Annotated in this window: 15 protein-coding genes; 8 read left to right on the forward strand and 7 right to left on the reverse strand. The window is 69.2% G+C overall.

The genetic code is table 11. The features are described from left to right. Positions 1-106: 106 nt before the first annotated feature. From GON09_RS00740 to GON09_RS00755, 4 genes are read left to right on the forward strand one after another with little or no spacing between them, the layout of a single operon-like run. Entirely contained in the window at positions 107-868 is a 762-nt protein-coding gene (locus GON09_RS00740) for a hypothetical protein (RefSeq protein ID WP_213934200.1), read from the forward strand. Beyond that, positions 865-2,445: a DNA polymerase Y family protein gene (locus GON09_RS00745; RefSeq protein WP_213930167.1), complete on the forward strand. Its 1,581-nt coding sequence runs from the start codon at positions 865-867 to the stop codon at positions 2,443-2,445. The genes GON09_RS00740 and GON09_RS00745 overlap by 4 nt, the downstream gene beginning before the upstream one ends. Positions 2,446-2,460: 15 nt before the next feature. Beyond that, positions 2,461-3,234, forward strand: coding sequence for an alpha/beta fold hydrolase (locus tag GON09_RS00750; RefSeq protein WP_213930168.1), 774 nt, complete (start codon positions 2,461-2,463; stop codon positions 3,232-3,234). An 11-nt stretch (positions 3,235-3,245) separates the two neighbouring features. Continuing rightward, positions 3,246-4,160: an exodeoxyribonuclease III gene (locus tag GON09_RS00755; protein WP_213930169.1), complete on the forward strand. Its 915-nt coding sequence runs from the start codon at positions 3,246-3,248 to the stop codon at positions 4,158-4,160. A 36-nt stretch (positions 4,161-4,196) separates the two neighbouring features. Here GON09_RS00755 and GON09_RS00760 read toward each other — a convergent pair whose 3' ends face one another. Further along, positions 4,197-5,303: an alcohol dehydrogenase catalytic domain-containing protein gene (locus tag GON09_RS00760; RefSeq protein ID WP_213930170.1), complete on the reverse strand. Its 1,107-nt coding sequence runs from the start codon at positions 5,301-5,303 to the stop codon at positions 4,197-4,199. A 51-nt stretch (positions 5,304-5,354) separates the two neighbouring features. Here GON09_RS00760 and GON09_RS00765 point away from each other — a divergent pair, with 51 nt between their 5' ends. Next, on the forward strand, positions 5,355-5,936 hold the full coding sequence (locus GON09_RS00765; protein ID WP_213930171.1) for a hypothetical protein: 582 nt from the start codon (positions 5,355-5,357) through the stop codon (positions 5,934-5,936). A 5-nt stretch (positions 5,937-5,941) separates the two neighbouring features. After that, complete coding sequence (locus tag GON09_RS00770) at positions 5,942-6,814, forward strand: sucrase ferredoxin (RefSeq protein WP_374195371.1); 873 nt, start codon at positions 5,942-5,944, stop codon at positions 6,812-6,814. A 33-nt stretch (positions 6,815-6,847) separates the two neighbouring features. Here GON09_RS00770 and GON09_RS00775 read toward each other — a convergent pair whose 3' ends face one another. The 4 genes from GON09_RS00775 to GON09_RS00790 all read right to left on the reverse strand — a co-directional run bounded on the left by GON09_RS00775 (position 6,848) and on the right by GON09_RS00790 (position 12,417). Beyond that, complete coding sequence (locus GON09_RS00775; protein WP_213930173.1) at positions 6,848-8,971, reverse strand: MMPL family transporter; 2,124 nt, start codon at positions 8,969-8,971, stop codon at positions 6,848-6,850. Positions 8,972-9,244: 273 nt separating this feature from the next. Further along, positions 9,245-10,774: a multicopper oxidase family protein gene (locus GON09_RS00780; protein WP_213930174.1), complete on the reverse strand. Its 1,530-nt coding sequence runs from the start codon at positions 10,772-10,774 to the stop codon at positions 9,245-9,247. A 75-nt stretch (positions 10,775-10,849) separates the two neighbouring features. Next, complete coding sequence (locus GON09_RS00785) at positions 10,850-12,004, reverse strand: RNA polymerase sigma factor (protein ID WP_213934201.1); 1,155 nt, start codon at positions 12,002-12,004, stop codon at positions 10,850-10,852. Between the two features lie 5 nt (positions 12,005-12,009). Further along, positions 12,010-12,417, reverse strand: a complete 408-nt coding sequence (locus GON09_RS00790) for a YciI family protein (protein ID WP_213930175.1) — start codon at positions 12,415-12,417, stop codon at positions 12,010-12,012. Positions 12,418-12,529: 112 nt separating this feature from the next. On the opposite strand from GON09_RS00790, the gene GON09_RS00795 reads away from it, so the two are divergent. Next, positions 12,530-13,435, forward strand: a complete 906-nt coding sequence (locus tag GON09_RS00795) for a D-isomer specific 2-hydroxyacid dehydrogenase family protein (RefSeq protein WP_213930176.1) — start codon at positions 12,530-12,532, stop codon at positions 13,433-13,435. Here GON09_RS00795 and GON09_RS00800 read toward each other — a convergent pair. Then, a complete protein-coding gene (locus GON09_RS00800; RefSeq protein WP_213930177.1) occupies positions 13,429-13,764 on the reverse strand; it encodes an ArsR/SmtB family transcription factor in 336 nt (111 codons plus the stop codon). The genes GON09_RS00795 and GON09_RS00800 overlap by 7 nt on opposite strands. After that, on the reverse strand, positions 13,751-14,209 hold the full coding sequence (locus tag GON09_RS00805) for an ATPase (RefSeq protein WP_213930178.1): 459 nt from the start codon (positions 14,207-14,209) through the stop codon (positions 13,751-13,753). The genes GON09_RS00800 and GON09_RS00805 overlap by 14 nt, the downstream gene beginning before the upstream one ends. Positions 14,210-14,396: 187 nt before the next feature. On the opposite strand from GON09_RS00805, the gene GON09_RS00810 reads away from it, so the two are divergent. Continuing rightward, a complete protein-coding gene (locus tag GON09_RS00810; RefSeq protein ID WP_213930179.1) occupies positions 14,397-17,645 on the forward strand; it encodes an error-prone DNA polymerase in 3,249 nt (1,082 codons plus the stop codon). Positions 17,646-17,655: the final 10 nt, after the last annotated feature.

Below are 17,655 nucleotides of genomic sequence, written 5' to 3' on the forward strand. Positions count from 1 at the left end.
TGATGAAGATCGAAAGTATGTTCGAATAGAGTTCGAGCCGGGCCACGACTTCCCCGTGGTCGGCCGGTCGTGTGTGTCAGGCGGCAGGCGGATGACAGGGGTGACAGTGGGTGAGGTGGCCGAATTTCCGGTGGACGACGAGGAAGCGGGTCGCGCGAAGCGGATCGAGGCGTTGCGGCGTCGTATCGCGGCAGTGCCGGCACGCGGCGAGGAACAGTCCGTCGCGCGAGGCCGGGTCGAAACCGCCTCCGACCGCATCCTGCCCGTCCCGGATCCTCTCGCGGAACTGTTACCGCAGGGCGGCCTGGCGCGGGGGAGCATCGTCTCCGTCTCCGGTGCAACCTCGCTTCTCCTCGGGATGCTCGCGTCCGTGACGGCCTCCGGTGGGTACGCCGCCGTGATCGGTCAGCGCCGGTTGGGTCTGCTCGCCGCCGCGGAGATGGGCGCCCGATTGCACCGGTTGGCGGTGATCCCCGATCCGGGACCGGATCCCGTGGAGATCGCCGCGGTGCTGCTCGACGGGATCGACCTGGTGGTGCTGGGACTCGGCGGAGCGTCGGTTCCTCCTTCCCGTGCTCGCGCGGTCGCCGCCCGGGTGCGGAGCAAGCAGTCCGTTCTCGTGGTCACGGACGGTCGCTGGGAGGGGGCCCACGTGCGACTGGAGGCGCGGGTCGACGGTTATCGGGGTGTGGACGGTCCCGGCAGGGACCGGCTGTGCGCGACCCGGCTGTCGGTCCGGGCCCACGGACGGGCATTCCCTCCGAGTGCCACCCGCGTCGAGGTGTGCGCCGACCGCAGTGCCGTCGAGTGGACGAGCGCCGAGCGGAACCGGCTGGAGGACGGACGTTTCCGTAAAGCGGTCCGGTGAACGACTCGCCCCCTCGATGGGCGCCCGCGCGGGTCGTGGCCCTCTGGTGCCCCGACTGGCCCGCGGTGGCCGCTGCCACCGCCGCGGAGTTACCCGCGACCGTCCCGATCGCGGTGGTCTCGGCGAATCGCGTCGTCGCCTGTTCGGCCTCGGCGCGGGCCGCGGGGGTCCGGCGCGGCCTGAGGCGGCGTGAGGCCCAGGCCCGCTGCCCGGAACTGCATGTGGCCCGCTCGGATCCGGATCTGGAGGCGAGGGCGTTCGAGGCGGTGGTGGTCGCGATCGATGCGGTGGCCCCGGGCGTGGAGGTGCTGCGTCCGGGTCTGGTGGTGCTCGCCGCGCGCGGTGTGGTCCGGTGGTTCGGTTCGGAGGAGGTCGCCGCGGAAGCCCTGATCGACGCGGTCGCAGCGACCGGAGTGGAATGCCAGATCGGTCTCGCCGACGAGTTGTCCACCGCAGTGCTCGCCGCGAGACGGAATGCGCTGATACCGCCGGGACGGTGCGCCGAGTTCCTCGCACCGCTACCCGTCTCGTATCTCGCGGTGGAGCCGGCGCTGGCAGCTCCCCGACGGGCCGACACGGTGGACCTGTTGCGCCGCCTCGGTATTCGCACCATCGGAGCGTTCGCCTCATTGTCCCCGGTCGACGTGGCGTCACGGTTCGACGCGGACGTCGTCGCTGCGCACCGGAGCGCGCGGGGGCTGCCGGAACGTCCCCCCTCGGCGCGGCCGATCCCTCCGGATCTGACGGTGGAGCATCCCTGCGACCCGCCGGTGGAACGGGTCGACGTTGCGGCCTTCGCCGGTCGCGCTCTCGCCGAACTGCTCCATACCCGGCTCGCAGCAGCGGGAGTCGCGTGCACGCGGCTGCTCGTGACGGCGCGCACCGGGGCCGGGGAGGAACTCGCACGCACCTGGCGCTGCGCCGAGCCACTCACCCCCGAGGGCACGGCCGATCGTGTGCGGTGGCAGCTCGACGGGTGGCTCACAGGTCGCAACACGAACCGGCCCACGGCGGGAATCGTGCTGCTGCGGCTCGAACCGGTCGAGGTCGTGGCCGCCGGTGCGCTGCAACTCGGCTTGTGGGGCGGTGTCGGCGACGAGGACGAACGGGCACGTCGGGCACTCGTCCGGGTGCAGGGTCTGCTCGGTGGGGATGCCGTCCGGATCGGAGTGCTCGGCGGTGGCCGGGGACCCACCGAACGGATCGTCCTCGTGCCCGTCGGCGACGAGGCGATACCGCACTCCGACCCGGACGCACCTTGGCCGGGCCGGCTGCCGCCCCCGGCTCCCGCGCTGGTGTTGCACACACCTCCCGCGATCCGTCTGGACGACGACGTGGGGAATCCGGTCTCGGTGACCGAGCGCGGTCTGCTCAGCGGGTCACCCGCTCGGCTGCGATGGGGAAGTCGCAGCTGGGCGGTGATCGGATGGGCCGGTCCGTGGCCGGTGGACGAGTACTGGTGGGATCCGACCGCAGCTCGGTGCGCAGCCCGCCTGCAGGTGCTGCTCGAGGAATCACGGGCGTTGCTGGTGTTCTTCGGCGCCGACGGCTGGCGGGTGGAAGGCGTCTACGACTGAGTAGGCTCGAACATCATGAGATCTCCGGTCCTCACCGCCGCGCCGAACGGGGTCGCCGTCGCATATCGCGACTTCACGATGCCCGCTGCCGCCCGTTCCGTGCCCGTACTGTTGGTGCACGGTCTGGGTGGCGACGGGCGTACGTGGACCCGCTTCGCCGCGTCTCTGGTGAAGGCGGGCCGGCGGGTGATCACCGTCGACTTACGCGGACACGGACGTAGTGGCCGGGCCGCCTCGTACCGCTTCGGTGAGTTCGCCGCCGACGTCGCCGGACTGTGCACCCATCTCGGCGTCGATGCCGTCGACCTCGTCGGGCACTCGTTGGGCGGTCACGTGGGGTCGCTGGTCGCGCAACAGCATCCCGGACTCGTCCGGCGGCTGGTCCTGGAGGAGACACCCCTGCCGTTGCGGGAGGGGGATCCGGTGCCGGAGGTGCCCGCGCACCGTCCGACTCCCGTGGAATTGTGGCACGCCGCGACCAGCATGGCACTCAACCCTCGCGCGGTCACTGCATTCGACCGTTCGATGACGCCCTCGGTCGTCGCCCAGTTCCACACGCCGAATCCGACGTGGTGGCAGCATCTTCCGTCCGTCGCCGCCCCGACCCTGCTGTTGCGCGGTGTACGGCGCGGCAGCATGGTCGACCCGCGACTCCTGACGGCGGCAGTCGAGGCACTGCCCTCGGCATCCGTGCGGGAGATCGGGTGCGGGCACAGCATCCACCGCGACCGTGCCCGCGATTTCGCAGTCGCGGTCGTCCCGTTCCTCACGGATCGATCGGTTGCCTAGACTCGACGATCGTGCGCATCGCGACCTTCAACATCAACGGAATCCGTGCCGCACAGCGACGTGGGTTCGAGGACTGGCTGCGTGAGCGCAACCCCGATGTGGTGGCCCTGCAGGAGGTCCGCGCCCCCGCGGCCGCGATCCCGCAGGGCGTCTTCGGCAAGTATCACCTCGCGTACGACGAGGGCATCCTGCCCGGCCGCAACGGCGTCGGGATCCTGACGCTCCACGAGCCGGCCGCCGTGCGCACCTGGAGCGGCACCGCTCTGCTGCGGCTTCCCGGTGAGGAACACGTCGACCGGATCGACTTCGATCGGGGACCGCTGGCGCGCGGACTGGCCGAATTCGCCCACGAGGGACGATACGTCGAGGTGGACCTCGCCGACGCACCCGTCACCGTGGCGTCGCTGTACCTGCCGAAGGGTGGGCTCCCGGCGCACCTCCAGAAACCCGGACGCATGCGCGACGAACCGGACGGCGGGGTGCGTTACCAGCGCAAGATGCGGTTCCTGTCGGCCTTCGCCCGGCAACTGACCCGCACCCGACTCGCGGCGCGCGCCCAGGGCCGGGAGTTCCTCGTCATGGGCGATTTCAATGTCGCTCACACCCGTTACGACGTCCGCAACTGGCGGCGTCGCGGGCAGGCGGAGGGTTTCCTGCCGGAGGAACGCGCCTGGTTCGATTCGCTGCTGTCGCCGCGGACGCTCGTCGACGTCGTCCGCCGGCAGCATCCCGAGGTCGATGGCCCCTATTCGTGGTGGTCGTGGTTGGGGGACTCGTTCGCGTCCGATTCCGGGTGGCGGATCGACTACCACCTCGCCACCCCGCAGCTGGCCCGGACCACGATCTCGGCGGGGACCGATCGTGATCCGGCGCCGGACCGGAGGATCAGTGATCACGCGCCGGTAGTCGTGGACTACGACATCTGAGACGCCGTGGTGGACTACGACATCCGACACACGTGATCAGTCCATGGTGAGGATCTGGCGCAGGGCGGCCCCGTCGGCCAGCGCGTCCATCGCCTCGTTGATCCGGCGTAGCGGCAAACGGTCGGTGACGAGTCGCTCGACCGGCAGTCGTCCCTCCCGCCACATGTCCACGAACCGGGGGATGTCGCGGGTCGGGACCGCGGAGCCGAGATAGCTGCCCACCAGCGAGCGGCCCTCGCCCACGAGGGCCGCGGGCGACACCTCGAGCCGGGCGTCGGGTGCGGGCAGCCCGACGGTCACCGTGGTGCCTCCCGGTCCGGTGAGCGCGACCGAGGTGGCGAGCGCGGGCACGCTTCCCGCGGCCTCGATGACCAGCCGTGCCTTCACACCCTGCTCGACGGCCTCGTCCGGCGAGAAGACGTGCTCGGCGCCCAGCGCGCGGGCCGTGGCCCGCTTGTCCGGGGACGTGTCCACGGCGATCACGGTGACGTCGTCATGGGCCAGCGCCACGAGCAGCGCGGCCATGCCCACTCCGCCGAGACCGACGACGACGAGCGTGTCCCCGGCCTGGGGGCGAGCGGCATTGACGACCGCGCCACCGCCGGTCAGCACGGCGCATCCCATGAGCGCGGCGACCTCGGCGGGTACGTCGTCGCCGACACCGACGAGGGACCGCGTGTCGACGACGGCATGGGTCGCGAAGGCCGAGGCTCCCAGGTGGTGGTGGACGTCGCTCCCGTGTCGGTGCAGTCGCCGGGCACCCGACAACAGGGTTCCTGCCGCGTTCGCGGCCGATCCCGGGATGCAGGGACGGATGCCGTTGCTCGCGCAGCCCTCGCAGTCACCGCAGCGTGGCATGAAGGTCATGACGACCCGCTCGCCGACGGAGAAGCCGGTGGTCTCGTCACCGAGTTCGACGATGCGACCGGCCGCTTCGTGCCCGAGAAGCATCGGTACCGGCCGGGGCCGATTGCCGTCGACCACGGACAGATCGGAGTGGCACACACCGGCGCATTCGATCTCGACCAGCGCCTCACCCGGTCCCGGTGGGTCGAGTTCGAGAAGGTCGACACCGAGCGGAGTGGACTCCTCGTACCGCCGCCGACGTCCGATTTCCTCCAGGACTGCTCCGGTGATCTGCACGGGTCTCCCTTCCGTAGAGTCGCGAATTCCGCTACCCCTAGCATCACGAGCATGACACTCACCCGGGCGGATCGCTTCCTCATCGGTGCCGCCGCAGTCTTCCTCGTGTCCCAGGCGAACATCGGCCGGGTTCTCGGCTCCACGGCCTCGACGGTGGGCACCGTCCAGACCACCTTCTCGGCCTCGAAGTACCGGAAGGTCCTCGACAACCTCGGTCCCGACGAGATCGAGCGCTACCGGCGGCACTACTACTGGGACATGGTGCACCCGGTGACCTTCGCCGTCGCGCTGCGGGCCGGAGCACGATCACTCGACACGCATCGTCCGCTGCCGCCGCGCACGCACCGGATCCTGATGACCGCACCGGTCGTCGCCGCGGCGGGTGACTACGTGGAGAACGTCGTCGGCCTGTACCTGCTGGAGCACCGCACCAGGATCGACGACCGGACGGTCCGGGCCACCTCCACCGTCAGCGTCACCAAGTGGGTGCTGGCGCTGGGCAGCTTCGCGTACCTGTCGCAGGGGTTCTTGCGCATGTGGGGTGGCGCGGCACTGCGACGCCTGCGTCGCGGCCGACCCACTCGTGGGGTGCCGAGCCGTCCCACGAGTGTCCGGGCCACAATGTCCGCGTGACCACCATTCCCGCCACCACCTGTTCCGCACTGTCCGCCCTCGACGAGCCGCTACCCGGAACGGCCGCCACCGCGCCGGGCTACGTGTGCCTCGAGGTGCCGTCGGGGTGGGGCCGCGACGTGCTGGACGGCACCTTCCTCGGCACCGACTTGTCGGACGAGCTGTCCGCCCGGGCGCAGGCTGCGGACGTGCGGATCCTGTTCATCCGGAGACCCGGCCGTGACGTGGAGCGCGAGACCCGGACGGTCCTTCTGGCCCGCACCGAACCGGAGGACACCTGGTGCGAGCGGCTCGAGATCACCGAGCCGGCGGAGCTGCTCGACATCGTTCCTCGCGTGGTCGCGGGTCCGGCCCCCGGTATCGGGGCCGCGGTGCAGGATCCGATCGTCCTGGTGTGTGCTCACGGCAAGAGGGACCTGTGCTGCGCTGTGCTGGGGCGTCCGATCGCGGCCGCTCTCACCGCCGAGTTCGGGCAGGACGTGTGGGAGTGCTCGCACACCGGCGGACATCGTTTCGCGCCGTCGATGATCATGCTGCCCACCGGCTACACCTACGGACGGCTCGACGCGGATCACAGTATCGCCGCGGTACGCGAGGCCCGGAAGGGACACGTGTACGCCGGCGGGTTACGGGGGCGCAGCACGTGGAGTGCGTTCGGGCAGGCCGCCGAGATCGCGGTACGCGAAGAGCTCGCCGGTTTCGCGATCGATGCCGTGACGGTCGAGGACGGCGACGAGCCGATCGTGCGCCATCGCGACGGCCGGGCGTGGCGTGTCGGGGTGGAGACCTCGGAACTACCGGCCCGGCCGGCGAGCTGCGGTGCCGCCGCCAAGCCGGCGCGTCCCGTCGTTGCGACGATGATCACGCCGCTGCAGTAGACGCCCCGAACAACGACCCGGCATTCTGCGGTCTCAGTGACCCAGCCCGACCTTCGCGTGCACGCGCTTCATCCAGGCCGGTGCCCACCAGTTGGCCTCACCCATGAGCTTGACGAGCGACGGCACGAGCAGCATGCGCACGATCGTCGCGTCGATGATCAGTGCGACGATCATGCCGACGCCGAGGAACCGCATGATCGACAGGCCGGAGATGGTGAAGGCCCCGGTGACGACGATCAGCAGCAGCGCGGCGGCGGTGACGACGCGTCCCGTGCGGGAGATGCCGTACTCGACGGCGTCGACCGTCGACGCCCCGGCGGCGCGGGCCTCCATCATGCGCGACATGAGGAACACCTCGTAGTCGGTGGACAGGCCGAATACGACCGCAAGGATGAGGACGACGAAGGTCGGCTCCATCGCCGAAGGCACGACGTGCAGCCACGAGGCGCCGTGTCCCAGCTGGAACACCCAGGTCAGCACACCGAAGGTCGCGGCGAGGCTCAGTGCCGCCATGAGCACCGCCTTGATCGGCAGTGCCACCGACCCGAATGCCAGGAACAGCAGCACCAGGGTCGAGAGCACCATGATCGTGATCATCCAGGGGAGCGAATCCGAGACTGCCTGGTTGGCGTCGTCGACGAGGGCCCGGCCGCCGCCGACGAGCAGATCGGTGCCGTCCGGCACGTCCAGGGCACGCAGTTCGCCGGTGATCTCGCTCGCCCGTGCGGTGCCGTCCACGCCCTGCGCGTAGAGCGCCTGGAGAACCACGACGTCGGATTCCTGCCCGACGATGACGGTCTGCGAGATGCCGTCCATCTTCGCGATCTCGGTGGACACCGTGCGGACCGCGATGCTGTCCGGGGCCTGCCCGTTCTCGCCGCGCAGAACGAGTGTCGCGCCGTTGCCGGTGCTCGGGAACTCGTCGAGCAGGGTCTGGGTGGCTGCGCGCGCCTCGCTGTCCTCGGGCAGCGCGGTGTACTCGATCTCGCCGAACCTGGCCTCGACCACGGGTGACGCGAGCACGAGCAGACCACCGGTGATCACCACGGCGATCAGGGCGGGACGACGCACAACCTTGCGCACGACCCCGCCCCAGAAGCGGCGCGCCCGCGCTTCGGCGCGTGTGGAGGTCTCGCGGTCCCAGGTCCACGCGTTGATGCGGTGGCCGAGCATCGCCAGCAGCGCGGGGACCGCGGTCAGCGACAGCACGGCAGCACCGAGGACGGCGGCCATGGCGCCGAGACCGAGCGACCGCAGCACCGTCTGCGGGAAGACGAGCATGCCCGCGAACGCGCAGACCAGCAGGGCGGCGGAGAACATCACGGTGTGACCGGCAGTGGCCATCGTCCGCTTGACCGCCGATGCAACGTCCGAGCCGGCCGCGAGCTCCTCGCGGTAGCGGCTGACGATGAACAATCCGTAGTCGATGGCCAGACCCAGGCCGATCAGCGAGGTGATGTTCAGTGCGTACGACGACACCTCGGTGAAGTTCGACAGCAGGCGCAGGGTGGCGAGGGACGAGAAGATCGCGAGCACGCCCACGAATACCGGAACCGCGGCGGCGATGACACCGCCGAAGATGAACACCAGCAGCACCAGCGTGATGGGTATCGCGATGAGTTCGGATCGGACGAGGTCGCTCTCCAGGGTGTCGGTGAACTCGATCGCGACCACGGTGTTGCCGGCGAACTGCGACTCCACGCCGGGGACCTCGAGCAGGTCGAGTGCGTCGGGGAAGGTCGAGGCGTTCAGCCCGGAGTTCGCGCCGAGGGTGATCGATGCGCCCACGCTGCGCTGGTCGGTCGACAGCAGCAGCTGGTTCATCGGAGGAGGAGCGGTCCAGTAGGTCTGGATCGACTCGGCGGGGACCGCGTCCTGGAACTCGGCGAGGGTTCTCTCGATGTCGGGACGGATGTCGTCGATCGTGCGCCCCTCGGGCGCGGTGTACAGCGCGATGATGTCCGCGGCCTGCGAGCCGAAGTTCTCGTAGATGATCTGCTCGACCTCGACGGCCTCGCTGTTGGGGTCGTAGTAACCCGTGCCGGTCAGCTTGCCGAAGATCCCGACGCCCCACGCTCCGGCGAAGAGCACGACGAGCAGCACGATCGCCAGTACCCATCGGCTCCTGGTGACGACGACCTCGGCCCAGCGACTCATGCCCACTCCCGGTTCCGCTGACGATTGTGACGATCGGCAACTGTACTGGCGTGGAACGGGAGGGCTTCACCCTGCTCGGCCGGAGTGCAGGGGGGAAGTAGGTGGACCGACGCGCCGGATGCCTCACGGCACGGTGCGCAACGTGGCTCCAGCCGGACGGTATTCCACGAAGGCGGTTTCTCATTGGCTCCGGGGCGTACGCGACGCGCCGATCCACACTCCTCAACAGGGGTGGTCGCCGATCCATTCCCGAAGCGGTGGAAGTGACGGGGTTCACCCGCCGTCGTGGGCATGGTGCGCGGCACCGGCCGCGTGCGTCACCTCGTGCACCTCGTCGGCGCCGACCACCACGAACTGTCCCATCATGCCGCTGTCCTCGTGTTCGAGCAGGTGACAGTGGTACATGTACGGCATCGCCGGATCGGTGTGACGACCGAACGGTACGAGCAGTCGCACGGTCGCCGCCGGTGGGATGAAGACGGTGTCCTTGCGGCCGGCCAGGGACGGATGGTCGGGACTCACCCCGGTCATGTCGAGGATCTCGAACTGCACGTCGTGGATGTGGAAGTTGTGGATCGTGCCGCCGGCATTGCGTACCTCCCACAGCTCGGTGGTTCCCGCGACGACCACCTCGTCGATCCGGGCCATGTCCATCTCGCGACCGTTGATGGTCGTCGACGATGTCAGGTCGATGCGGCGGGTGTTGCTCGGTTCCCCGAGTTCCGGGAGGGTCGTCAGTCTCTCCGGGATCGCGGCCGACGAGGCCAGGACGGGTGCTGCCCGCAGTTCGAGGACGTCCATGCGGTCGTCGCCGCCCGAGAAGCGGTCCTGCCAGAAGCCGGCCTTCAGCGCGGGTGGGGTGCTGCGCAACACGTGCCGCGAACCCGCTTCGGGCCGGACGACGATCTCGGCGCGCTCGCCCGGCGACAGCTGGAGGCTGCGGACGGCCCGCGGCTCTTCGAGCAGACCGCCGTCGCTGCCGACGACGAGGAACGGCATCCCGGTGTCGAACGAGAAGTTGTAGACACGCGCGTTCGACGCGTTGAGCACCCGGAGCCGGACCGTCTCGGTGCCGACGTCCAGGAACGGTCGTGGGGTGCCGTTGACGAGGATCTCGTCGCCGAGCGTGCCGACGTCGGCGAAGATCGCGTTGCTGTCGTCGAGCTGGTCGCCGTCGAATTTCCTGTCCTGCACGATGACGGGGATGTCGTCGACGCCGTAGTCGTGGGGGAGCGGTGACGTCCCGGGTTCGTCGATCAGGAACATGCCCGCGACACCCCGGTACACGTGGGCGGCGGTGGAACCGTGCAGGTGTGGGTGGTACCAGAGGGTCGCGGCCGGCTGGTCGATCGTCCAGTGCGGCGACCATGTCGTTCCCGGTGCGATCGGCTGGTGCGGGCCGCCGTCCATCACCGCGGGCAGGTGCATGCCGTGCCAGTGCATGCTGCTCGTCTCGCCCAGTTCGTTGGTGACGTTCACTCGCACTGTCTCGCCGCGCACGGCCCGCAGGGTCGGCCCGAGATAGCTGCCGTTCACTCCCCACGTCCGAGTGCCGGAACCGTGCCCGAGGTCGGCCGTGCCGCGCTGCATGGTCAGGTCGAACACGCGCGTGCCCTCGGGGCCGACACTGCCGGACTCCACGGGAGGAATGCGCAGGGCGGTGTCGAACTCGACGCGCCCGGTCGTATCCACCGCGCGGGTGGTCCAGGCGTGGACTGCCAGACCGCCGATGACCGCCACGAACGCGATGACGAGCACGAACGGTATGGCGAGCAGGCGTACCAGGAGTTTCACGACATTCATGCTCGTGCTCCCACACCGTCGGCGCATCCGGCGCGGCACCTGATCTCGCGGTGGGGGAGAACCCCGACCCGGCCCTCAGGATGTGCTGTGCAGGCGCGCGGCGCGGCGCACGAGATGCTCGCGCTCGGCGACGCTCGTCGCGAGGTGCGCGGCCTCGGCGTAGAGCCGTGCCGCCGTCGCCGTGTCGCCGGCGCGTTCGTGGAGGTACGCCGCGGCCGCCGTGTAGCGGGGCAGGCCGGGATCGAGTTCGGCCAACGCGGCCAGACCGGCGTGCGGTCCGTCGGCTTCACCGAGCGCGACGGCGCGGTTGAGGCGGGCCACGGGATTGTCGGTGAACCGTAGGAGTTCGTCGTACCACTCGACGATCTGCACCCAGTCCGTCTCTTCCGCGGTGCGGGCATCGGCGTGCAGAGCGGCGACGGCCGCCTGTGCCTGGAACTCCCCGAGCCGATCGCGGGCGAGTGCGGCCTGCAGGATCTCCACGCCTTCCGCGATCATGCGTGTGTCCCACAACCTGCGGTCCTGTTCGGCGAGGGGGACGAGACTGCCGTCCGGCCGTGTTCGTGCCGGCCGCCGGGCGTGGTGGAGCAACATCAATGCGAGCAGGCCCGACACCTCCTCGTGTTCGATCACCGCCGCCAGCCGACGCGTGAGCCGGATGGCCTCGGTTGCCAGATCGATGTCGCCCGAATAGCCCTCGTTGAACACGAGATAGAGCACGCGTAACACCGTCGCGACGTCGCCCGGTCGGTCCAGCCGGACGTCCGCGACCGTGCGTTTGGCCCGGCTGATGCGCTGCGCCATCGTCGCTTCCGGGACGAGATAGGCCTGCGCGATCTGCTTCGTGGTCAGCCCGCCGACGGCGCGCAGGGTCAGCGCGACCGCCGATGCGGGTGTGAGCGACGGATGGGCGCACAGGAAGTACAAGGCCAGCGTGTCGTCCACCGATCCGACCGCCTCCGGCCGGGGCTCGGCATCGACGAGGAGCTCGCGGCGTCTACGGGAGCTGTCGGCGCGCACGGTGTCGAGGAACCTGCGCCACGCCACCGCGACCAGCCAGCCCTTCGGATCGTGCGGTGGATCCTCCGGCCACACCCGAAGGGCTTCGAGGAGGGCGTCCTGCACGGCATCCTCGGCCGTCGCGAAATCCGATCCGCGGCGGACGAGGATGCCGATCACGGCGGGAACCAGCGTGCGCAGAAGATCCTCGTCATCGACGGTTGCCGCCACAGTTCTCACTCCGTGATGGTGGGAGGTGCGGTGAGGAACGGCCGGACCTCGATCCACTCGTGGATCGGCTTTCCGGCCGCCCCCGGAGCGGCGGAGAGCTCGCCGGCCAGTTCCACCGCCCGGTCGTAGCTGTCGACGTCGATCATCATCCAGCCGGCGATGAGGTCCTTCGTCTCCGGGAACGGTCCGTCGGTGACCGGTGGACGTCCCTCACCGTCGTAGCGGACGAAGGTTCCCTCGGGTGAGAGCGCCTGGGCGTCGACGAACTCGCCGGTGCTCTCGAGGCGAGCGGCGAAATCCTGCATGAACCCGATATGGGCCGACACCTCGTCCGGCTCCCACTGATCCATGGGTACGTCGTTCACCGCGGCCGGGGCGCCTCGGTAATGCTTGAGCAGCAGGTACTTGGCCATGATGTTCTCCTCCGTGCGGTACGGCCCATTGTGGCCGCGTTCATGAAGGAGACGGAGTCGCTTCCGGATTCTCGACATCGCTCCGCGAACGATTCGACGTTAGGGTCGCGACATGCGTATTCATCTCGGACCCGGCCACGACGACCACCTCGCCGCCGCGATCGTCTCCGGCGGCGGAACCCTCTCCGAGCTGGACGAGGCCGACGCCCTGGTGTGGGACGGCGGCGCCGAGGAATTCCCGGATCTGCCCGACCGGGTGCGCTGGGTGCAGCTCACCTACGCGGGGATAGAACCGTTCTTCCGGGCGAGCGTGATCGACGACCGCCGGCTGTGGGCGAACGCATCCGGTGTGTACGCCGACAACGTGGCCGAGTACGCGGTGGGGGCGCTGCTCGTGGGGTTGCGGCAGTTCCACGCCTCGGTCGCCGCGAAGCGGTGGAGCAAGGACGTCCTCGACCCGCGGGTGCGGACCCTCCACGGATCGACCGTCGCCATTGTCGGGGCCGGCGGCATCGGCCGGGCGATGATCCCGCGCTTGCACGCCTTCGGCGCGGACGTCGTCGCGGTCAACCGTTCGGGCCGTCCCGTCGACGGCGCGAAGGTGACACTGCCGGCCGACCGCACCGCGGAGGTGTGGTCGATGGCCGATCACTTCGTCATCGCCGCGCCGGCGACCGCCGAGACCGACCGTCTCGTCGATGCCGCGGCGCTCGGGGCCATGCCCGATTCGGCGTGGCTCGTGAATGTCGCGCGCGGCAATCTCGTCGACACCGACGCGCTGGTGAAGGCGCTCGGGGACGGCGCGATCGCGGGGGCGGTCCTCGACGTGACCGATCCCGAACCGTTGCCCGACGGTCATCCTCTGTGGGATCTCGACAACGCCGTGATCACGCCGCACATCGCCAACACGCGCAGTCGGCTGACACAGACGTTCGCACCGACCCTCGAGGAGAACGTGCGCAGGTTCATCGCGGGCGAGGAACTGATTGCACAGGTCGATCCGCACGCGGGTTACTGAAGCCGCTCGGCGGCGTCCTTGATCGCGGACAGGCGACGGTCCCAGCCCGCTCCCACCGCGTCGATCGCGCGCCCGACGGCGCTGAGCCGGGATCCGACGGCGGAGAAACGGATCTCCCGACCTGTCCGCTCGGCCGTCACGAGGCCGCACCGTTCGAGCACCGCCAGGTGCTTGGCGATGGCCTGACGAGAGACGGTGAACTCGGCGGCGAGGCCGGATGCCGACGCCGGTGACCGGCCCAGTCGTTGCAGGATGCGCCATCGGGTGTCGTCGGCGAGGGCGGCGAAGACGGGATGCAGATCGATGGAGATCTCGTCAGCGTTCGGCAACGCTTCGGCCCTTCTCGAGTCGGCCCTTGGCGATCTCCAGTTCGGTGACCCAGCCGCGGGAGTTCTCTTCGAAGCGAGCGCGGCGTTCGCCCGCGTCGCCGGGCAGGGAGCCGAATCCGCTTTCGATGACGCGTAATTCGGTCGTCCCGGTGTCGAGTGCGGTGAGCCGGAACTCGACGAGGGTGGACGGGCTGTCGGGATCGGTGTAATCGGCGAGCCACCGGAAGGCCGCGTAGTGCGGTTCGTCGAGGGCTACGGTACGGAAGACGAAGGCGCCGTGGACCGGGTCGTGCACCGTGGTCAGGTCTCCGTCGCGTTCGAGTCGATGCTCGGTCCACTCGTGGTCGTTGATGTACCAGCCGGGTTCGGACACGAGCGTCCACACCCGCTCGACGGGAGCGCCGATCGTGATGTCGCGTTCGATGCGATCGAGTTCGTCGGTCATGACTGTCTCCTCCGATGGGAATGCAACTCCAGGGTTGCACTGTAGTTGCCATGATGCAACCCCTTGGTTGCAGTCGATCGCGCAGTTCTCGTCGACGACTCCCGGCGTGTCGCGACGAGAACCGAGCGTGTTCGAACGTCTCGTTCGAACGCATGTGCGATACTGGGTCGGTCGAGGAGGTGCCGGAGTGGGATGGGGAAACGGTCCGCCGACCTGGTCGGAGATGGAACGTGTGCTCTCGGGACGGCCCGGTGCTTCCCGTCGCGATGCCGAACATCCCGGCGACGGGAGCGACAGCCCGGCGTGGTCCCGCACCCGTGCCGAGTACGAGGCGCGGGTCCGTCGGCCGGAAGGGCCGGTCGTGCCCTATGCGGAGCTGCACGCCCATTCCGCGTTCAGCTTCCTCGACGGTGCGTCGACCCCGGAGGAGCTCGCCGAGGAGGCGGCACGACTCGGGCTCGAGGCTCTCGCGGTGACCGACCACGACGGACTGTACGGAGCGGTGCGATTCGCCGAAGCCGCACGCGGACTCGACATCCGCACCGTCTTCGGGGCAGAACTGGGACTCGGCGAGGCACACCTGCTCGTCCTCGCCCGCGGTCAGGAAGGCTATCGGCGCCTGTCGCGGCAGATCGCCGACGCCCACCTCGCGGGAGGGGAGAAGAACAACCCGACGTACGACTACGAGGCGCTCACCGACGCCGCCGGCGGGCACTGGCAGATCCTCACCGGCTGTCGTCAGGGGCATCTGCGACAGGCGCTCGCCACCGGCGGGATCCCCGCTGCCGAAACGGCGCTGCTCGACCTCGTCGAGCGGTTCGGTGCCGACCGTGTGACCGTCGAACTGACCCGGCACGGATATCCCGACGACCACGAGCGCAACGCCGCTCTCTTCGATCTCGCCGCGCGACACGGCATCCCGTGCATCGCGAGCACGGCGGCGCACGTCGCGCACCCCCGCCGGCGGCGTCTGGCCATGGCCATGGCGGCGATCTCCGGCCGGCAGAGTCTCGACGACGCCGCCGGCCGGATCCCGCCGACCGGCGGCGGGCATCTGCGGTCGGGGGAGGAGATGGCCCGGCTGTTCGAAGCCTTTCCGGGTGTCGTGCACAATGCCGCCGAGCTCGGTCGTGAATGTGCCTTCGACCTGCGTCTCGTCGCACCGAAGCTGCCGCCCTTCGACGTTCCCGAGGGACACACCGAGTTCACCTGGCTGCGTGAGCTCACCTACGACGGAGCACGTCGCCGCTACGGGCCGGTCGAGCGTCGTCCCGACGCCTATCGGCAGATCGAGCACGAACTCGACGTCGTCGGCCGGCTGGGATTCCCGGGATACTTCCTCGTCGTCCACGACATCGTCGACTTCTGTAAACGGAACGACATCCTGTGTCAGGGAAGGGGATCGGCCGCCAATTCGGCGGTCTGCTACGCCATCGGCATCACCAACGTCGATCCCGTCGGCAACAAGCTGCTGTTCGAACGCTTCCTCTCACCCGAACGCGACGGTCCGCCCGACATCGACCTCGACATCGAGTCCGACCGGCGGGAGGAGGCGATCCAGTACGTCTACCGGAAGTACGGCCGGATCAATGCGGCGCAGGTCGCGAACGTCATCACCTATCGCGGTCGATCCGCCGTCCGCGACATGGCCCGCGCCCTCGGATATTCGCAGGGGCAGCAGGACGCGTGGAGCAAGCTGATCGGCCGGTGGGGTGGTGTGCGGGTCGAGACCGACGAGCGGATCCCCGGGGCGGTTCTCGATCTCGCCGAACAGATCGAAGGTCTGCCACGGCATCTGGGTATCCACTCGGGCGGCATGGTGATCTGCGACCGGCCCGTCGCCGACGTGTGCCCCGTCGAATGGGCGCGGATGGAAGGGCGCACCGTCCTGCAGTGGGACAAGGACGACTGTGCCGCAGCGGGTCTCGTGAAATTCGACCTGCTCGGCCTCGGCATGCTCTCCGCGCTGCACTACATGATCGACCTCGTCGACGAACACGAAGGAGTGCGGGTCGATCTCGCGCAACTCGACCTCTCCGAGCCGGGGGTGTACGAGATGCTGTGCCGCGCAGATTCGGTGGGCGTCTTCCAGGTGGAGTCGCGGGCGCAGATGGCCACTTTGCCACGGCTGAAACCGCGATGCTTCTACGATCTGGTCATCGAAGTGGCCATCATCCGGCCCGGCCCGATCCAGGGCGGTTCGGTGCACCCTTACATCCGGCGACGCAACGGTCTCGAAGCTGTCACCTACGACCACCCCTGCCTCGAGAAGGCCCTCGAACGCACCCTCGGCGTTCCGCTCTTCCAGGAACAACTCATGCAGATGGCTGTCGACGCCGCAGGATTCAGTGCGGCGGAAGCCGATCGGTTGCGGCGCGCGATGGGATCGAAACGGTCGACGGAGAAGATGGAACGTCTGCGGGGGCGCCTCTATCAAGGAATGCGGGACCTGCACGGCATCACGGGCGACGTCGCCGACCGCATCTACGAGAAACTCTATGCCTTCGCGAATTTCGGTTTCCCCGAAAGCCATTCGCAGAGCTTCGCTTCACTCGTGTTCTATTCGGCGTGGTTCAAACTGCACCATCCCGCAGCGTTCTGTGCGGGTCTGCTGCGCGCTCAGCCGATGGGTTTCTACTCGCCGCAATCGCTGGTCGCCGATGCTCGACGTCACGGCGTCGTCGTCCACGGCCCCGACATCGGTGCGAGTCTCGCGCACGCCACCCTCGAGAACTCGGGTCGGGAGGTCCGGCTCGGCCTGGCCACGGTTCGGCACATCGGCGACGACCTCGCCGAACGCATCGTGACCGAACGCGACCACGGCCCGTACACCTCACCTGCCGATCTCGCCGCGCGGGTCGGTCTCACCACAGCACAGGTCGAAGCACTGGCCACAGCGGGAGCGTTCTCCTCGTTCGGCGTCACCCGCCGCGAAGCGCTCTGGGCTGCGGCTCCGGCCGCGGCGCAACGTCCCGGACGGCTCCCCGGGATCGGGATCGTGTCGGCGCCCGCCCTGCCGGGGATGAGTGCTCTCGAACTCGCCGCCGCCGACGTCTGGGCCACGGGAATCTCGCCGGACAGCTATCCGACGCAGTTCCTGCGTGAGCGACTCGACGAACTCGGGGTGATCCCCGCTGTGGAGCTGCTCCGGGTCCCGGACGGGACACGCATCCTCGTCGGCGGGGCCGTGACCCACCGGCAGCGACCGGCGACCGCCGCCGGTGTCACCTTCCTCAACCTCGAGGACGAGACCGGAATGGTGAATGTGGTGTGCTCGGTGGGGTTGTGGGCGCGCTACCGCACCGTGGCCCACACCGCACCCGCCCTGCTCGTCCGTGGCCGGCTCCAGAACGCCGAGGGGGTGGTCACGCTCCTCGCCGATCACCTCGAGCCCATGGATCTGCGGATGCCGAGCAGATCACGCGATTTTCGTTAGCATCCCCGAG

Origin of the sequence: Rhodococcus sp. B50, from assembly GCF_013602415.1 — a bacterium.
Classification (GTDB): Bacteria; Actinomycetota; Actinomycetes; order Mycobacteriales; family Mycobacteriaceae; genus Rhodococcus.